The following is a 17207-nucleotide window of genomic DNA, read 5'->3' as shown; positions in this document are numbered from 1 at the left end:
CATGGTGTGGTGATATGTGGGACGAATAGGAATCCAGGATTTGCTTCGCATCCGGGCGCCACTAACAAGAAAGCCGGGCTCTCGCCCGGCTTCGCATTCCTGATAGCTGCCCGGGGCAAGCCCGGGCATGACGCGCGGAAGGCTGACGCCTCACAACACCCTGTTGCTCTCCTTCACCTTCTCCGCGTCGAGATACAGGCTCTCGCCCATTTCCTTGAACTTGGCGCTCATCGTCGCCATGCCGTCCTCGATGGTGCCGGAGATCGATGCGCCGACGCCGGTCGGATCATTGAGCGTCGCGGCGTAGTCGCGGACGTCCTGGGTGATCTTCATCGAGCAGAATTTCGGGCCGCACATCGAGCAGAAATGCGCGACCTTGTGGGCTTCCTTCGGCAGGGTCTCGTCGTGGAAGTTCTTCGCGGTCTCGGGGTCGAGGCCGAGGTTGAACTGATCCTGCCAGCGGAAGTCGAAGCGGGCGCGCGACAGCGCGTCGTCGCGGAGCTGCGCGGCGGGGTGGCCCTTGGCGAGATCGGCGGCGTGGGCCGCGATCTTGTAGGTGATGACACCGACCTTGACGTCGTTGCGGTCGGGCAGACCCAGATGCTCCTTCGGCGTGACGTAACAGAGCATCGCGCATCCGAACCAGCCGATCATGGCAGCGCCAATGCCCGAGGTGATGTGATCATAGCCCGGCGCGATGTCGGTGGTCAGCGGGCCCAACGTATAGAACGGCGCCTCGCCACATTCCTTGAGCTGCTTGTCCATGTTGATCTTGATCTTGTGCATCGGCACGTGGCCGGGGCCCTCGATCATGACCTGGCAGCCCTTGTCCCACGCGATCTTCGTCAGCTCGCCGAGCGTCTCCAGCTCCGCGAACTGCGCGCGGTCGTTGGCGTCGGCGATCGAACCGGGACGCAGGCCGTCGCCGAGCGAGAACGAGACGTCATACTTGCGCATGAGGTCGCAGATCTCGTCGAAATGGGTGTAGAGAAAGCTCTCCTTGTGATGCGCGAGGCACCACTTCGCCATGATCGAGCCGCCGCGCGACACGATGCCGGTGACGCGGTTCGCCGTGAGGTGGATGTAAGGCAGGCGCACGCCGGCGTGGATCGTGAAATAGTCGACGCCCTGTTCGCACTGCTCGATCAGGGTGTCCTTGTAGAGCTCCCAGGTCAGCTTGACGGGATCGCCGTCGCACTTCTCCAGCGCCTGGTAGATCGGCACGGTGCCGATCGGCACCGGCGAGTTGCGCAGGATCCATTCGCGGGTGGTGTGGATGTTGCGGCCCGTGGAGAGGTCCATCACGGTGTCGGCGCCCCAGCGGATCGCCCACACCATCTTGTCGACCTCTTCTTCCACCGACGAGGTCACCGCCGAGTTGCCGATATTGGCGTTGATCTTGGTCAGGAAGTTGCGGCCGATGATCATCGGCTCCAGCTCGGCATGGTTGATGTTGCTGGGAATGATGGCGCGGCCACGCGCGATCTCGTCGCGGACGAATTCGGGGGTGATGAAGGCCGGCACCGATGCGCCGAAGCTTTCGCCGTCAGCAAGCGCTGCTTCCGCACGCTCAAGCTGCTGCTTGCGGCCGAGATTCTCGCGCTCGGCGACATAGATCATCTCCTTGGTGATGATGCCGGCGCGGGCGAATTCGAGCTGGGTGATCTTGTGGCCGTCGAGGCCGCGCAGCGGCGTGTGGTGCGCGGTGAACGCCTTGGCGGCGTGAGATGCGCCGACATTGCCGTTGTCTTCCGGCTTGATGGTGCGGCCCTCATACTCCTCGACGCCGCCGCGCTCCTTGACCCAGGCGAGGCGATTGCGCGGCAGGCCGGCGTTGACGTCGATCGTGACGTTGGGATCGGTGTAGGGACCCGAGGTGTCATAGACCGGCAGGTTCGGCTCGCCGGCGCCTTCGGAGAGGATGATCTCGCGCAGCGGCACGCGGACGTCGGGCGCGCTGGCGGGCGTCGCGAAGATCTTGCGCGAGGCGGGCAGCGATCCGGTGGTGACGGCGGGGAGTGTCGTGTCGGGGTTGGAGCGGATGTTCATGAGGGATCCTCCTTACTTCAATTCGTTGGCGTCGCTGCGCGAGAGGTGATTACTGCTGTCATCCCCGCGAAAGCGGGGATCCAGTATTCCAGAGGCCGCGGTGTGATACGGAGAAGCCGCAGCGTACTGGATCGCCCGGTCCATGTGCGCAATTGCGCACAGGCCGGGCGATGACGGCAGGGTGTGTGGAACGAGAGTCTGCATCACGCGGCCTCCGCGTTGAGGCCGAGCCATTGCCGCACCCGCGCGTCGGGGTCGGCGTTCTGGGTGACGTCGCTGACGACGGCGATTGAATCGGCGCCGGCTGCGAAGATCTCGGCGGCGTGCTCGAACTTGATGCCACCGATCGCGACAAGCGGGATGTTGCCGACCCGCTTCTTCCATTCGGTGATCTTCGGAATGCCCTGCGGCGCGAACCGCATCGACTTCAGCGTGGTGAAGAAGATCGGGCCGAGGGCGACATAGTCGGGCCTGGCGGCGAGCGCCGCCGCGAGCTCGGCGTCGTCATGGGTGGAGACACCGAGCGTCAGCTTGGCTTTACGGATCTCGGCGAGGTCGGCATCGACCAGGTCCTCCTGGCCGAGATGCAGATGCTCGGCACCGGCTGCGATCGCCGCGCGCCAGTAGTCGTTGACGACGAGCTTGGTCGGCGTGCCCTTGGTCACCGCCAGCGCATCGCGGACGATCTTGAGCGCCGCGGCGTCATCGAGCTCCTTGGCGCGTAGCTGGATGGTGCCGACGCCGAGCCTGGTCAGGCGCTCGACCCAGGCCACGCTGTCGACGACGGGATAAAATGGATCAGGATACGGCATGCCAGAACGGGGTCCCAACGACAGGGGTGGAGGGGGAGGCGAAATCGCGGGCTTCCATCAGCCCGGCTTCATAGGCGATGCGGCCGGCCTCGACGCCGAGGCGGAAGGCGTTGGCCATTGCAATGGGATCGGCGGCCTTGGCGACCGCGGTGTTGAGCAGCACGGCGTCATAGCCGAGCTCCAGCGCCTCGGCGGCATGCGACGGCGCACCGAGCCCGGCGTCGACCACCAGCGTGATGTCGGGCAGGCGATCGCGCAGCAGTCTCAACGAGTCGCGGTTGGTGATGCCTTTTGCGCTGCCGATCGGCGCAGCCCACGGCATCACCACCTTGCAACCGGCCTCGACCAGGCGCGAGGCGACCGAGAAATCCTCGGTGCAATAGGGGAACACCTCGAAGCCGTCCTTGATCAGGATGGTGGCGGCCTCGACCAGGCCGACCACGTCGGGCTGCAAGGTGTCGTTGTCTGCGATCACCTCGAGCTTGATCCAGGGCGTGCCGAACAATTCGCGCGCCAGCTTCGCGGTGGTCACCGCCTCCTTGACGCTGCGGCAGCCCGCGGTGTTCGGCAGCACGGTGACGCCGAGCTCGCGGATCAGCGACCAGAACGCATCGCCGGTCTTGCCGCCGGCCGCCTCGCGGCGCAGCGACACCGTGACGATGCTGGCGCCGGAGGCGCGGATCGCGCCCTGCATGATGGCCGGCGAGGGATACAGCGCCGTGCCGATCAAGAGGCGGGACGGGAAGGATTTGCCGTAGAAGGTGACCATGGTGACTATGCCTCGTGGCCCTGTTCGCTGCCGCGCATACAACTCGTCATCCCCGCGAAAGCGGGGATCCAGTATTCCAGAGGCCGCGCCGTAATACGGAGAAGCCGCGGCGTACTGGATCGCCCGGTCAAGCCGGGCGATGACGGCTGACTGTGGGGCTCGTCTGCACGCATCACATCATCCTCCCTGCCGCGGCGTGATGATCTCGATCTCGTCGCCGGCCTTCAATGCTGTCTCGGCCCAGCGGCTCTTCGGCACCACGTCGTAGTTCAGCGCGATCGCGAAATGCGTGCCCTCGTAGTCGAGTTCGGCCAGCAGCGCATCGACACTTGCCGCCGCGATCTCCCGCTGCTCGCCATTCACGATCACGCGCATTGCATCACCTCGTTGTCGATTTCGCCGCGCGCGAGATAGGCGAGCGTCAGCTCGGCCAGCGCCGGCGCCAGCAGGAAGCCGTGACGGTAGAGTCCGTTCACCGTGATGCGTTCCTGTTCGATCCTGATTTTCGGCAGATTGTCCGGAAATGCCGGCCGCAAGCCGGCACCGAATTCGACGATGCGGGCCTCGCCGAACGCCGGATGCACGACATAGGCGGCCCCTAACAGCTCCAGCGCCGAACGCACGCTGACGCCGTTGTCCTCGGCCTCGATCGAGGTCGCGCCCAGCATGAAGCGGCCATCGCCGCGCGGGATCACGTAGAGCGGCCAGCGCGGATGGATCAGCCGCACCGGGCGCGACAATTCGACCTCTGAGGTCTCGATGATGATCATCTCGCCCTTGACGCCGCGCAGGCTCGGCTCGCGATCGCGCGCAGCCAGCCCGCGGCAGTCGATCACGAGGCCGTCGAGATCGTCAGCCTCGGCGTCGCTGCCGAACTTGATGGCGCCGCCGGCCTTGGCGATCGCGGCATGCAGCCGCGGCAGCACGCGGCGCGGCTCGACATGACCCTCGTCCGGATAGAACAGGCCAGAGCCGAAGCGGCCCTCGAGCGCCGGCTCCAGCGCGCGAACGCCCTCGGCGTCCAGCCGGCGGTAGCCGGTGGTGAGTCGGGCAAAGCGTTCGAAATCGGTGCGGTCGCGCGGATGCGCCACCACCAGCGAGCCGTTGAACGGCGTTTCAGGGAAATGTCGCCGCCACAGATCGAGCGAGCGGATGCCGAGTCGGGTGATCACCGGCTCGGCGGCCTCCTCCTCGCACCACGGCGCCAGCATTCCGCCGGCCCAATGGCTTGTGGATTCCGTCATCCCGGCGTCACTGCGCTCGTGCAGGGTGACGGCACGTCCGGCCTCTGCGAGCAGCAGCGCATGCCAGGCGCCGGCTATGCCTGCGCCGATGATGGAGACGGGGGAATCCCCCCGCGGTCTTGACGTCTGATACATCCCTGTCCCTTCGCCGGCATGACCCGGATCAGGTTCAAAGGGTCACCGCGGTCCCGGACTGTTCGCAACTTCGTCGATGACAAAGTGGCGAAGTCCAAGCTTGCGGTATCTCAGCTCCTCCTTCGGAGCACCCCTCGGAACGCCTCTAATGTAAGCGGATGGGCTGACGTGTCAACGTGTATGCCCGATGCCGCACCCCGGTGTGTGCAGGGCGCTCGTGTCCCGGACGCAGCGCAGCGCGCGGCGGTGCCCTGCCGAGCCGCGGCCCATGTCTTTCGAAACGGAGGTCCCGGCTCTGCGGCGCAACGCACCGCGTCCGGGACATGCAATCAGCTATTTGGCAGCCGGTTCCGGCTTCGGCTCGGCGGTATCGGCCGTTCCCTGTTCCTGCTTGGCCAGTTCTTTTGGCGGTGCACCCGTGCCGCCAAGCTTGGCTTCCTTGAGGCGATCCCCACGCTGCCGCTTTGCGACGTAGTAATACCCGCCCGCGAAATAACGCACGGCTCGATCGAAATCGCCATGGGCGGCCCGGTAAGCGCCGGCGAGGTATTTGACGCCATACCGGAGGTTGGTCGCGGCGTCGCGCAGGCCTTCGGCGGTACCGGTGTAGCCGACCCCGCGGGCGGTCGCGAGCTTGATCTGCATCATGCCGATGGCGCCGCCGCGCCCGATCAGATGCGGCTGATACTTGCTCTCGCGCACGATGACGCGATGCACCAGCTCTTCCGGCACCAGGTTCGCCTGGGCCTCGGCCGTCACCATCGCCTCATATTGCGCGCGCGATTGCGCCTGCGCGCCGGCGCAGGATGCAAGCCACGCGGCGGCGGCAAGGAAGCTGAGAGTCTGAACGGTCTTCATGTCGGGTCGCCCGGGTGATCAACGCGCGTCGGTTCTGCGGTCTCATTGGTACGCCGAGCGGGCAGGAATGTGGCAAAGCCTTCGCATCAGCGAAGGTTCTGCGTCCGTGACCGTCCGGCCGCCGGGTGTTCCGGACGATGCAATCGATCGATGCGCCAAAATGTCTGACCCGATTTTGCCGCACACAATCCACAGCGGTTTGTCGTGCAAACGACTCGATCAAGGTCTAGACTCCGTGCACGACAGAGCGCGCGTGTTCAGTCAGCACGTCTGTCCATTCCAAAGCACGCAAAAACAACATTCGGGAGATGCGCCGTGAATCGTCAAGATTCGGTCCGACAGGACACTGGCTACATGCCTCGCGAAAATCCCTGCGCGCAATGCGGCAAGCCGATCGCTCGTCCCGACTGGGTGGAGCACAGCGAAGGCCGCACCTCGTATCTGTGGAATTGCCGCGCCTGCAACTATCGCTTCGAAGCCATCGCGATCTACGAGCACGCACAGCTCACGCCGCTCGCGGCCTGATGTCCTAATCGCTGGTTGTGATCAGGCCGCGGATTTTTGCGGCGGCTGCAACTGCTGCTGCCGTCCCGGCAGCTCGATCCGGACCACCAGTCCGTGCGGCTTGCGGTCGTGCAGCGACAGCGTGCCGCCGTGTGCCAGCACGATGGCGTTGGCGATCGACAGGCCGAGGCCAAAGCCTTCGGCCTCATCCATGTTGCGCGCCTGGTCGCCACGCACGAACGGCTCCAGCACGGTCGCCTTGTGCGCGTCGGAAATGCCGGGGCCGTCGTCCTCGATGTCGACGACGAGGCGATCGGGCCTGACGTCGAGGCGGACGGTCACTTCGCCGCCGAACCGCGTGGCATTGTCGACCAGGTTGGTGATGCAGCGATGCAGGTCGGCCGGCCGCGCCGTCGCCATCGCGTGCTGCGGGCCCTCGTAATTGACCTTGTGCCCCATGTCGACGAACTGGTCGGTGACGAGGTGCAGCGTGCTCGCGATGTCGACCAGCGTCATCGCCTCGAGCTTGCGGTCGTTGCGCAGGAACGACAACACCGATTCCAGCATCGAGCGCATCTGGTCGAGGTCGCGCAGCATGCGATGGCGGTGGGTCTCGTCCTCGATGAATTCGGCGCGCAGCCGCATCCGGGTGATCGGCGTGCGCAGGTCGTGGCTGATCGCCGCCAGCATCTTGGTGCGGTCGTCGATCAATGTGGTGATGCGCTCGCGCATCCGGTTCAGCGCCTTGGCCAGCGAGCGGATCTCCTCGGGACCGCGCTCCGGCAGCGGCGCGGCGGCGCCGTTCAGGCTGAAGGTCTCGGCAGCCTTGACGAAGGACGACAGCGGCGCGGTCAGCGCCCATGCCGCCCACAGGCCGAGCAGGGTGACGCTGATGACGGCGAACAGCACCGTCATCATCCACGGCCCGCCCCAGAACGGCCGCATGTGCTGATCCGGCATCAGGTTCGCCGCGAACATGGCGCCGTCGGGCAAGCGGATGGCGACTCGGCGGACCTCGCCATCGTGCGGCGTGCTGCCCGCCTCGCGCGGCACCGAGAACACGTGATAGCCGGCGCCGAGCCGGCGCAGCGCGTGCAGGCTGGGCGGGTCGGCGTCGGTGAGCGCGCCGCTATTGGCCGGCAGGTCGCTGATCGCCAGTTGCGGGAAGGCTCTGACAATATCGGCTTGCAGCCGCGGCCGCTCGGACGCCGGGGCATGCCCCAGCAGTTGCGCGGCGGCGGCGAGCTGGGTGTGCCAGCGATCCGAAGGCTCCGGCCGGTCGGGGCGATGGATCAGGAAGGTTGCGGTGATGATCAAGTGCAGCGCGACGATCGAGACGACGACCAGCGCCGCCATCTGGGCGCCGATCCCCCGCAGACTCAGCACGCGCAGCAGTCTCATCGTCAGTTGCTCGGGGCGGCAGCCGCCTCCACCCGCGGGGTGAACACATAGCCGCCGGAGCGCACGGTCTTGATCATGGTGGCTTCCTGCGGATCGGGCTCGATCTTGCGGCGGATGCGGCTGACCAGCACGTCGATCGAACGCTCGAACGAGCCGGCGCTGCGGCCCTGCGTCAGGTCGAGCAGGCTGTCGCGCGACAGCACGCGGCCGGGCCGTTCGCAGAAGGTGCGCAGCAGGTCGAACTCGGCGCTGGTCATGGCGACGCGCGCACCCTCGGGGTTGCGCAGCTCGCGCAGGCGGATGTCGATGCGCCAGCCGAGGAAGGTCAGCGTGGTGGCACCCTCGATCGCGCTGGCGTTGCGGGCGGCGGCCTGCCGGCGCAGCACCGCGTTGATCCGTGCCAGCAGCTCGCGCGGGTTGAACGGCTTGGCCAGATAATCGTCGGCGCCCATCTCGAGGCCGAGGATGCGGTCGACGTCCTCGCCGCGCGCGGTGAGCATGATGATCGGCGTCTGCGACTCCGCGCGTACCTTGCGGCACAGGCTGAGACCGTCCTCGCCGGGCAGCATCACGTCGAGCACCAGGAGATCCACCCGGTGATCGGTCATGGCTTTGGCCATTTCGCGGCCGTCGGAGGCGGTCGTGACATGGCAGGAATTGGTGCGGAGATATTTCGCGATGAGCGACCGCGTCTCGCGGTCGTCCTCGACGACTAGGATATTGGGCGCAGCCTGGGTCATACCGACTCTTTTGTCCGTGATTCGGGGAAAGCGGCTCAGGATTTTTGTTTCAGTGTATTTCTGAAATCTTGCCCGGCATAACGAGTTAACAGGTCGGCGCGGCGGAGAAAAGTTATCGTTCTGTCATCCAGCGTAGCCCGTTGAAATACGGATAGAACTCCGCCGGCCGCGATGCGGTGCCGGAAGCGGTCCGACGGCCCGGAAAAGGGAAGCGCGACTGTCCTATCGGGGGCCGGAACCGGTTTCGACGGCAACGCGTTGTTTCTCTTTTAAGGCGAGGGAGGGTGAGATGGCTGTCGACGTCCGGACCAGACCGCATCAGCTCATTGCAAGCGATCGGGTCGAGGGCACCGCGGTGCGCCGGGCCAATGGCGACATGATCGGCCACATCGAGCGGCTGATGATCGACAAGATCTCGGGCAGGGTGTCGTACGCGGTGCTGAGCTTCGGTGGCTTCCTCGGGATTGGAACCAACCTGATCCCGCTGCCCTGGGGCCGGCTGCACTACAACACCAAATTCGAGGCCTACGAGCTCGACATCGAGGATGATGAGCTGAAGCGCGCACCGTCGTTCCGTGCCGACAAGGATTTCGATTGGGGCGACCGCTCGCAGGAAGCCGAGCTGCATCGCTTCTATGGCGTGCCGCCCTATTGGGGCGGCTTCTGATCGCGCGGTCGATCGGCGCATCTCGATCGAGAGCCCTGTCGCGAGCGCGGTTCGCCGGGACGACTTAGTGAGCCAAACATCGTCAAATCGGGGACTGCGCGTCCGGCGCAGTCGTGAGGCTCAACCGCAGCCCAATTGAAAGCTGGCGACTGCCTTCGTCAAGCACCACAACGTTCCCGGCGCCGGACCGTCGCAAACCGAAGCTTGCCTCGTCGCCATGACGTTCCTCCGCGCCGTGGCGGCGTTTGACCGCAGCCTCGGTAGGAACGGTTGCGCAGATGACGGGTTCTCCCAGCATCGATTTTGTGAACTGAGGAGAGCGCAACAATGTTGGTCAAATCCATCATCGCAGGCGTGGCCGGCTCCGCCCTGCTTGCAACTGTCGCGATTGCACAGACGCCAACCGACAAGGGCGACAAGATGGCTCCTGCGGCGTCGACGACAACGACATCGCCGACGTCCTATCAAGGCAACTGGCGCGCATCGAAGGTGGTCGGCCTCAGCGTCTACAACGACAGCAATGAGAGCGTCGGCTCGATCAACGATCTGCTGATGGACAAGAGCGGTGCCGTCAAGGCGGTCGTGATCGGCGTCGGCGGCTTCCTCGGCGTCGGCGAGCATCTGGTCGCCGTGCCGCTCGACAAGGTGAAGTTCGTCAGCGAGCCGATCGCCTACACCGGCGCCGCCGGCGCGTCGAATACCGGCAGCACGACCAAGACCACCACCACGGGCGCGGCACCCGCCGCTACGGCGTCGAAGCCAAATCCCTGGTACCCGGATCACGCCGTGTTCAGCGCGACCAAGGATGAGCTGAAGGCGATGCCCGAGTTCAAATATTCGACCGAGTAACGCGCATCGCATCGTGAGGAAAACAGGCGCGCCCGGTATTGCCGGGCGCGCTTTTGTTCTGCGCAGACGGCGCGCGAATCCTCATTTCAACCAAGGCGGCACGGGCAGGTTCTTGCTGCGCAGGAAATCCGGATTGAACAGCTTGGACTGGTAACGCTGGCCACCATCCGCCAGGATCGTGACGATGGTCTTGCCCGGGCCGAGATCGCGCGCCAGCCGCATGGCGCCGACGATGTTGATCGCGCTGGAGCCTCCCAGCACCAATCCCTCATGTGCGATGAGGTCGAACAGCACGGGCAAGGCCTCCTGGTCGGTGATCTGGTAGGCCATGTCGATCGGCGTGCCGTCGAGATTCCTCGTCACCCGCACTTGGCCGATTCCCTCGGTGACTGAATCGCCCTCGGCCGTCAGCTCGCCTTTGGTGAACCAGTTGTAGAGCGCGGCACCCATCGGGTCGCTGAGCGCGATCTTCACGTCCGGATTGCATTCCTTGAGCGCGCGGGCGATGCCGCCCAATGTCCCGCCACTGCCGACGGCACAGGTGAAGCCATCTACCTTGCCGTCGGTCTGCTGCCAGATCTCGGGACCGGTCGTGCGATAATGTCCGTCGCGGTTGGCAACGTTGTCGAACTGATTGGCCCAGAACGCGCCGAGTTCTTTGGCGAGGCGACCGGAATAGTTCGCGTAGTGCCCGGGGTTGGAGGAGGGCACGGCGGGCATCAGGCGAAGTTCGGCGCCGTAGAGCCGCAGCATGTCCTGCTTCTCCTGGCTCTGGGTGTCCGGCATGACGATGACCGAGCGATAGCCGCGGACATTGGCCACGAGCGCAATGCCGATCCCGACATTGCCGGCGGTGCCTTCCACGATCACGCCGCCCGGCTGGAGCTCGCCGCGTCGCTCGGCGTCGTCGATGATGGCGAGCGCCGCGCGATCCTTGATCGAGCCGCCGGGATTGAGAAACTCGGCCTTGCCGTAGATGTCGCAACCGGTGGCGTCAGATGCTCCGCGGAGCCTGATCAGGGGCGTGTTGCCAATCGCTTCGAGCAGACCCGACCGCACCTTCATGATGCACCGCCTTTCGCTTCGTGGGGCATCTTAAGCGAGGCGGATCAGCGCATTGTTGCTGTTATGAAGTCAATTCGCGCAACATCTCAATCGCTGCGGCCGCGATACCGGTTGTTTTGTTCTTTTTCAGTCGCGAGCCGAGCCGCTGTCATCGTCGGGCCGGCCCGCGTTCGGTTCAGGTCGCGTATGGTGTCACCAGCCGAGTTCGCGCAAGTAAGCCGCGCGGGCGGCGACGCCGGTGTGGGTGAAGTCCGTGAACACGCCATCCACGCCGAGGCGGAAGAACTTCAGATATTCGAGGGCAGGGTCGCCGCGATAGTCGGCCGCGAGATATTTCTTCTCGTTCCGGAACGTGAAGACGTGCACGAACAGGCCGAGCTTGTGCGCGTCGGCGATCACGCTGGTGGCGTCCTGCGTCGAAGCCTCTGCGGTCGATCCCTTGTAGGGCTTGCCGTCGGCGCCAGCGTCCTTCCAGGACGAGATCTTGTACGGCACGATATAGGCCTTCCAAGGACCGACGCCGTCGGCATAGGTCTTGATCTCCGCGAGGCCCGCAGGCGTCAGCATCGCGTCGAAGGTGCGGCTGTCACCTGCAACCGTCCAGTCATACGGGCGGGAATTCGCGATGTTGTTGAGCAGCACCTTGCCGGTCTTGAAGTCGACGCCGTTGCCGTCGACGAGCTGGACCTGCCGCGTTTCCAACCCATGGCTGCGCATGTATTTCAGGCTGCCGGGCTCGAAGCTCTGGACGATGATCGGCGCGTCCTTCGCGTTGAGGCCGTTATCCCTGATGATCTTGATCAGGGCATCCTCGAGCGGATGGCTGCCCGGCGCGCCGCAGCCATTGGCGATGGCCTGGGCGTTGTTCCAGGTCGGGTTCTTGGTTTCCGGATAGACCGCGATGGTCCGGCCCGTCGCCTTGCTCTTGGCCTTGGCGATGTCGATGATGTCCTGGAAACTGATGATCGGAAACTTGCCGTTGAACAGTTTTGGCCGTTCGTTCGCCGCATCATAGGTGGTGCCGGCGATCCACTGCTTCAGCTCGGCCATGGTGAAATCGGTGATCGACCAGTCGTTGGTGTGGTCGTCGCCGTCGACGATCAACGCCTTCAGCACCGATTTGGGATCGGCCGGATCGACGAGATCGATGGGATACTCAGCCGGGCCGCCGCTCGAAGCGGGAGCCTTGACGAGAACGCCGCGCACCGTGCGCTTGCGGGCCGCGACTTCCGGATTGGTCTTCGCGACTTCGGCGACGTTGGTGTTGTCGCCAAGCCACGGGTTGTGACGCGCGACCAGAATACAATCCTTGGTGAGGTGCAAATCCTCTTCGAGCGCGTCCGTTCCGAGATCGGCGGCCAATTCATACGATGCCTCGGTCTCCTCGGGCACCAGGCCGGGCACGCCGCGATGTCCGATCACCAGCGGCATTTTTCCATCGACGGTGAGAAAGGGTTTGGCACCGGCCGGCGCCGCACCGCTTTGTGCCAATGCCATCGACGGCAGCAGGACCGCCAGTGCAGCCGCACCGAGCAGCATCGCTCCAACATGAACGTTTCGTCGCGAACGAATCTGCATGACGGCCAAGCCTCCATCTTCCATATCGCGTCCGGGCTGGCATGCCGCGGGGGCGAGCCGAATGCGGCCGACGCTGTGGTCTTCTTGTCTCAATCTTCTGACAAGCGGATGACTGTGGTGCGGGAGGGCAGGGCAAAGCGTTGAGACGCGCGTCATTGCCGCTTATGGCCGGGCGCTCCGCCTCAATGCTCGATCCGCACGCTCATGCCGGGTTCGAGGCCGCCGCCCGCGCCGGCGGGGTCGAGACGCAGACGCAGCGTGTTGCGGTCGTGATCGCCGATCACGCGCTCGGCCTGCCAGGTGGCGAACACCCCGAGCGGCCGCATCTCGGTGACGAGCGCCTTGGTCGCGTCGCCGGTGGTGCTGCGTACCACATTCACCGTCTTGCCGATGGCCAGGCCGTTGAGGTGGTCCTCGCGCACATTGAACGAGAGCCATTGCTGGCCCGCCGCCGCGATCGTCAGGATCGGCTGGCCCGCGCGGACGTTCTCGCCCACTTCCGCGGCGATCACGCTGACCACGCCGTCGACCGGCGCGCGCAGCACCATCTTGTCGAGCCGGCGGTCGAGCACCGCGACGGCGGCCGCGGCCGCCTGCACCTGGGCGTCGGCGATGGCGCGCTCTTCCTTGGTCGGTCCCGCCACCGCGGCATCGTAATTGGCTTGGGCAGCGGTCACGCCGGCACGCGCCGCGGCAACGTCGTTCTCGGCCTGGTCGAGCGCCTGCTGGGTCTCGAAATTCTGTCCCGCCAGCGTGCTGATCCGCTTGAGTTGGGTCTCGACATAGTCGAGCCGCGAATTGGCCTTGGAGATCGCGGCCTTCAGGGATTCGACCTGTTCGCGGCGAACGCCGGCATAGACATTGTTGCGGCTCGCGACCGCAGCGGCGAGCGCGGCGCGCGCCTGGTCGGCCTGCGCGGTGAGTTCGATGGCGGAGAGCTTGGCGAGGACATCGCCGGCGTGCACCTGCGCGCCTTTCTCGACCGCGACCGACAGCAGCTGGCCGTTCACCTCCGGCTCGATGCGGACCTCGGTCGAGCGCACCACACCGACGATGGCGGGAGCAGACGTCGCGCGGCTCTCGGCGTAGACCAGCACGCCCGCGACGAGCACGAGCGCGATTGCGATAATGGCGACGCGGCTAGCGTTGGGCATGTTGCTGTCCCCTCTTGAACACCAGTGCGGAGAGCACGGCGAGCACGAAGTAGCCCACGGCCAGGCACCACAGCCTGGCCCAGTCATGCGAGACCTCCCAGATGCTTGCGCCGAGCTGGTTGATCCGCACCAGGCCGTCGATCGCGGAGTCTGCCGGGAACAGGCGACCAAGCGCAGTGGCGGCATCTGGAATGGCCTCGCGCGGCCACGCGAAGCCGGCGGTGAAGAATTGCGGCAGACTGGTTGCCAGCAGCAGGATGGTGGCGTTTTCCGGCCGCGTGAACCAGGCGCCGATCGCCTGTCCTAGGAAGCTCGTCGCCAGCAGGAATACTGTCGCCAGCGCGAAGATCTGCGGCAGATGCCCGAGCGTCGAGAAACCGTAGATCCGCGGCAGCACGATCAGATAAAGCGCCAGTGTCGGCAGATAGATGGTCAGATGGGCGATGCCGCGCCCGAACACACCGGCGAAGGCATTCCCGGCGTTCGCCAGCGCGGTGCCGGTCAGCATCGCCGCTCCGATCAGCAGCGTCTGTTGCAGGATCAGGATGAAGGCTGCCGGGACGATGTAGCTGGCGTAGCCGCCGACCGGGTTGAAGATCGGTTGCAGCAGCACGTTGGCCGGGCTGATGCTCGCCAGCTTTGCCTTGACGAGGCTTCCGTCGGAGCGGGCGCCGCGCGACACCAGCTCGGCTGTCAGCGTGCCGATCGCGGTGGCGACGGCGCTCGCGGTGGACCTGAAGATGAACAGATAGGTGGCGTCGGCATAGACCGGGATGTGCGCGGTCAGGCCCTTGAGCACGTCGCGCTCGGTGCCGGGCGGGATCTGCACGGCGGCAAACGCATTGCCGCGATCGATCACGGTGCGTGCCTCGGCAAGCGTGCGGGCGCGGACCGTCACGCTCAACGTGCCGCTGGCATCCAGCGTCTCGACGACCTGGCGGGAGAGATCGCTGAGATCATTGTCGACGACGGCAATGGGGAGCTTGCGGAGGATCTGGTTCAGATAGGGCTGCGGATAATAGATGCCGTAGACCAGCGGCGCGACGAATAGCAGGCTCAAGGCACTGCGCGTTCCGAGCACCCGCCGCCACTCCGCAACGAACGCGCCGCCGACGCCGCGCGGTGCCGGTTCGACGACGACCGGTTCGGCCGGCCGCGGCGCCACAAACCAGCCGCTGCGCGTCAGGCTCGCCATGCGCAGCCACGCCAGCGCGGCGAACAGCAACGTGAGACCCGCGAGCGCCGCGAACGGCATCGCCGATTCCGAGGCGGGCAATCCACGCGCGGCCTGTCCCATCAGCACCGCCATGTACCAGCGCAGCGGCAGGATCGCGCTCCAGAGCTGCGCGAAGGTGTTCATGCCGATGGTCGGAAAGCCGACACCGGCGTAGCCGAAGGCGGGCGAGGCGATCAGGCCGGCAAGTCCGAGCCCGGTTGCGAGGTCGCGGACCAAGAGCTGCAACAGCGCGCCGAGCGAGAGATAGGCGATGATGAGCAGCGATCCCGCGGCGATCATCAGGAGCGCGTCGCCCTTGAAGGGGATTTGCAGCACGCCCTCCAGCACCAGCGTCTGTGCCAGCATGATCAGGGCAAAGATCACGAACAGCGGCGCCAGCTTGCCGGCGAGGGCTGCGACCGGATCGCCGCCTGCGCTTTCGAGCCAGGCCCGCGCGTCGCGGCGGCGGAATTCGGAGCCGACGGAGTAACCGGCGGCAAGCGTGATCACCACGTGGATGATGGTCGGCAGCAGTGCACGCAGCAGGAACTGGGCGTAGTTCTTCTGCGGGTTGACCAGTGCGATGGTCTCGGCGCTGAGCGTTCCCATCGACGCCGGGGCAGGCGCGGCGCGGTTGGCGGGCGCGGCGGCGGCCGCAGCAGCCGACAGGGCATCGTTCAGGCCGGACGAGGCGATGCCGGCCGCGGTGAGGAATTGCTGGTTGTAGAAGCCGACGACCTGCGGGCGGCGATCCGCCTTCAGGTCGCGTTCGAAATTCGGCGGGATGAAGATCGCCGAGATCGCCTTGCCGGAGCGGATGTCCTGCACGGCGGTCGACAGCGAACCGGAATCATCGACGATCCGCAGGCTCGGCGACGCCGCGACATGTTGGGTCAGCGCGCGCGAAGTATCCGATTTGTCGGCGTCGACGATGGTGACGCCGAGGCCGCGGATCACCGGTTGGCTGAACACCGCCGTGAGCACCACGAAGGCGAACAGCGGCACGCCGAAGATCAGCAGCAGCGCCACGCGATCGCGCAGCAGCCAGCGGCACTCGCGCTGCGCGACCAGCCAGAAGCCGGGCTTCGAGGCCAGCCTCATTGGCGCGTCTTCCAGTCGAGATAAGCGCTCATTCCCGGCCGCAGCTCGGGCACCGGCTGAACCGGATAGGCGCGGATCGAGAATGTCCGCAGATCGAAATCGCCGGTGGCGCGGGTCGCCCGCCAGCTCGCATATTCGCCCTTGGTCGCGATCAGCTTGACCTCGACCGTGACATGGCGATCGTCGAGCGCCGGAATCCGGACGTCGAATTTGTCGCCGACCTTGAGCCCCTTGACCAGATCCTCACGCAGATCGAAGTGGATCCACAGATCGGCCAGATTGATCAGCGTCACGAGCGGCACGCCCGGCGAGACGAACTCACCCGGCTCGACATTGCGCTGGTAGACCTGCGCGGCGACCGGCGCGTAGACCGCGAGCTGATCGATCACCGACTGGACGCTCTGAATGTCCGCTTCGGCCTTCTCGACGTTTGCCTTCGCGATCGCACGTTCTTCCTTGGTGTAGCCGTTGACCGCCTGCTCATAGGCCGATTTGGCCTGGTCGAGCCCGCGCTCGGCCTCGTGCAGCGCATCGGTGGTCTGGTCGAGCCGGGCCTGCGGCGCGTTGCCTTGCTCGGTCAATGTCTTGGCGCGGTCGAAGGTCTTCTGCGCCAGCACCTGCGCTGCTTGCGCGCGCTCCATCTCCGCCTTGCGCGCGGCGATGGTTTCGACCCGCGTTCCGACCAGCACATTGGCGAGCTGAGCGTCGGCGACGGCCTTGGCGGCCCGCATCTGGTCCTGTTTTGCGAGCGTCTCCGGATTGTCGATGCGCACCAGCACGGCGCCTGAGGCCACGTTCTGGCCGCGTTCGACCGGGATGTCCTTGACCCGTCCGTCGACGCGCGCCGCGATGTCGAGCCGGGTCGCATCGACCTCGCCCTGCACCAGCAGCGGCTCCGGCCGCAGCAGATAATAGACCGACAGCGCAATGATGACGGCTGCGACGAGGCCGACGACGATGGCCGGCATCCGCGTGGCCGGGTGCGCGGTCTCCTGTTGTGGTGCAGTGGCCGGTGTGGGCGGGCTGTGGCTCTCGTTACCGGAAGGCGACACGTCCATGGCGACC

16 protein-coding genes and 1 riboswitch are annotated in these 17207 nt (G+C 65.8%); of the genes, 3 read left to right on the top strand and 13 right to left on the bottom strand.

The features are described 5' to 3' along the window. Positions 1 to 150 precede the first annotated feature (150 nt). The 6 genes from thiC to B2W55_RS23485 all read right to left on the bottom strand — a co-directional run bounded on the left by thiC (position 151) and on the right by B2W55_RS23485 (position 5867). Positions 151 to 2049 carry a phosphomethylpyrimidine synthase ThiC gene (gene thiC, locus B2W55_RS23510; RefSeq protein WP_024579980.1) on the bottom strand — a complete coding sequence of 633 codons (1899 nt, stop codon included), beginning with the start codon at positions 2047 to 2049 and terminating at the stop codon, positions 151 to 153. A gap of 203 nt (positions 2050 to 2252) precedes the next feature. Beyond that, positions 2253 to 2861, bottom strand: coding sequence for a thiamine phosphate synthase (locus B2W55_RS23505; protein ID WP_024579981.1), 609 nt, complete (start codon positions 2859 to 2861; stop codon positions 2253 to 2255). Then, positions 2848 to 3630: a thiazole synthase gene (locus B2W55_RS23500; protein ID WP_024579982.1), complete on the bottom strand. Its 783-nt coding sequence runs from the start codon at positions 3628 to 3630 to the stop codon at positions 2848 to 2850. Before B2W55_RS23500 ends, B2W55_RS23505 begins: the two co-directional genes overlap by 14 nt. A gap of 177 nt (positions 3631 to 3807) precedes the next feature. Continuing rightward, on the bottom strand, positions 3808 to 4005 hold the full coding sequence (thiS, locus tag B2W55_RS23495) for a sulfur carrier protein ThiS (protein WP_024579983.1): 198 nt from the start codon (positions 4003 to 4005) through the stop codon (positions 3808 to 3810). Further along, on the bottom strand, positions 3996 to 5009 hold the full coding sequence (locus B2W55_RS23490; protein WP_024579984.1) for an FAD-dependent oxidoreductase: 1014 nt from the start codon (positions 5007 to 5009) through the stop codon (positions 3996 to 3998). The genes thiS and B2W55_RS23490 overlap by 10 nt, the downstream gene beginning before the upstream one ends. After that, a riboswitch (TPP riboswitch) is annotated at positions 4997 to 5154 on the bottom strand. (Overlaps the previous gene by 13 nt.) A 188-nt stretch (positions 5155 to 5342) precedes the next feature. Then, the gene (locus tag B2W55_RS23485) at positions 5343 to 5867 is read right to left on the bottom strand and encodes a lytic transglycosylase domain-containing protein (protein WP_024579985.1); all 525 of its coding nucleotides are present in this window, start codon (positions 5865 to 5867) and stop codon (positions 5343 to 5345) included. Between the two features lie 354 nt (positions 5868 to 6221). Between B2W55_RS23485 and B2W55_RS23480 the strand changes: the two genes are divergently transcribed. Next, complete coding sequence (locus B2W55_RS23480) at positions 6222 to 6392, top strand: hypothetical protein (RefSeq protein ID WP_168200251.1); 171 nt, start codon at positions 6222 to 6224, stop codon at positions 6390 to 6392. A gap of 21 nt (positions 6393 to 6413) precedes the next feature. Here the strand turns inward: B2W55_RS23480 and B2W55_RS23475 are convergent, their stop codons facing one another. Further along, positions 6414 to 7772: an ATP-binding protein gene (locus tag B2W55_RS23475; protein ID WP_024579987.1), complete on the bottom strand. Its 1359-nt coding sequence runs from the start codon at positions 7770 to 7772 to the stop codon at positions 6414 to 6416. 2 nt (positions 7773 to 7774) lie between these two features. Next, positions 7775 to 8512 carry a response regulator gene (locus tag B2W55_RS23470; RefSeq protein WP_024579988.1) on the bottom strand — a complete coding sequence of 246 codons (738 nt, stop codon included), beginning with the start codon at positions 8510 to 8512 and terminating at the stop codon, positions 7775 to 7777. Between the two features lie 289 nt (positions 8513 to 8801). Here B2W55_RS23470 and B2W55_RS23465 point away from each other — a divergent pair, with 289 nt between their 5' ends. Together B2W55_RS23465 and B2W55_RS23460 are read left to right on the top strand one after the other, a co-directional pair. Continuing rightward, positions 8802 to 9179, top strand: a complete 378-nt coding sequence (locus tag B2W55_RS23465) for a PRC-barrel domain-containing protein (RefSeq protein WP_024579989.1) — start codon at positions 8802 to 8804, stop codon at positions 9177 to 9179. 327 nt (positions 9180 to 9506) lie between these two features. Beyond that, positions 9507 to 10028: a PRC-barrel domain-containing protein gene (locus B2W55_RS23460; RefSeq protein ID WP_024579991.1), complete on the top strand. Its 522-nt coding sequence runs from the start codon at positions 9507 to 9509 to the stop codon at positions 10026 to 10028. Between the two features lie 81 nt (positions 10029 to 10109). Here B2W55_RS23460 and B2W55_RS23455 read toward each other — a convergent pair whose 3' ends face one another. The 5 genes from B2W55_RS23455 to B2W55_RS23435 form a co-directional block, all read right to left on the bottom strand. Continuing rightward, positions 10110 to 11093: a cysteine synthase A gene (locus B2W55_RS23455; RefSeq protein ID WP_024579992.1), complete on the bottom strand. Its 984-nt coding sequence runs from the start codon at positions 11091 to 11093 to the stop codon at positions 10110 to 10112. A gap of 192 nt (positions 11094 to 11285) precedes the next feature. Continuing rightward, positions 11286 to 12671 carry a glycerophosphodiester phosphodiesterase family protein gene (locus tag B2W55_RS23450; protein WP_051404262.1) on the bottom strand — a complete coding sequence of 462 codons (1386 nt, stop codon included), beginning with the start codon at positions 12669 to 12671 and terminating at the stop codon, positions 11286 to 11288. A 182-nt stretch (positions 12672 to 12853) separates the two neighbouring features. Continuing rightward, on the bottom strand, positions 12854 to 13825 hold the full coding sequence (locus B2W55_RS23445) for an HlyD family secretion protein (protein ID WP_024579994.1): 972 nt from the start codon (positions 13823 to 13825) through the stop codon (positions 12854 to 12856). Continuing rightward, positions 13812 to 16142 (bottom strand): ABC transporter permease, encoded by a 2331-nt coding sequence (locus tag B2W55_RS23440; RefSeq protein WP_024579995.1) that lies wholly within the window; start codon positions 16140 to 16142, stop codon positions 13812 to 13814. The genes B2W55_RS23445 and B2W55_RS23440 overlap by 14 nt, the downstream gene beginning before the upstream one ends. Continuing rightward, positions 16139 to 17200 carry an HlyD family secretion protein gene (locus B2W55_RS23435; protein ID WP_024579996.1) on the bottom strand — a complete coding sequence of 354 codons (1062 nt, stop codon included), beginning with the start codon at positions 17198 to 17200 and terminating at the stop codon, positions 16139 to 16141. The genes B2W55_RS23440 and B2W55_RS23435 overlap by 4 nt, the downstream gene beginning before the upstream one ends. Between the last annotated feature and the right edge of the window lie 7 nt (positions 17201 to 17207).

It is taken from the genome of Bradyrhizobium sp. UBA2491 (assembly GCF_002341725.1).
Lineage (GTDB): Bacteria > Pseudomonadota > Alphaproteobacteria > Rhizobiales > Xanthobacteraceae > Bradyrhizobium.
Note: the sequence above shows the minus strand (reverse complement) of the source record. Positions and strands in the feature narration are given on the sequence as shown.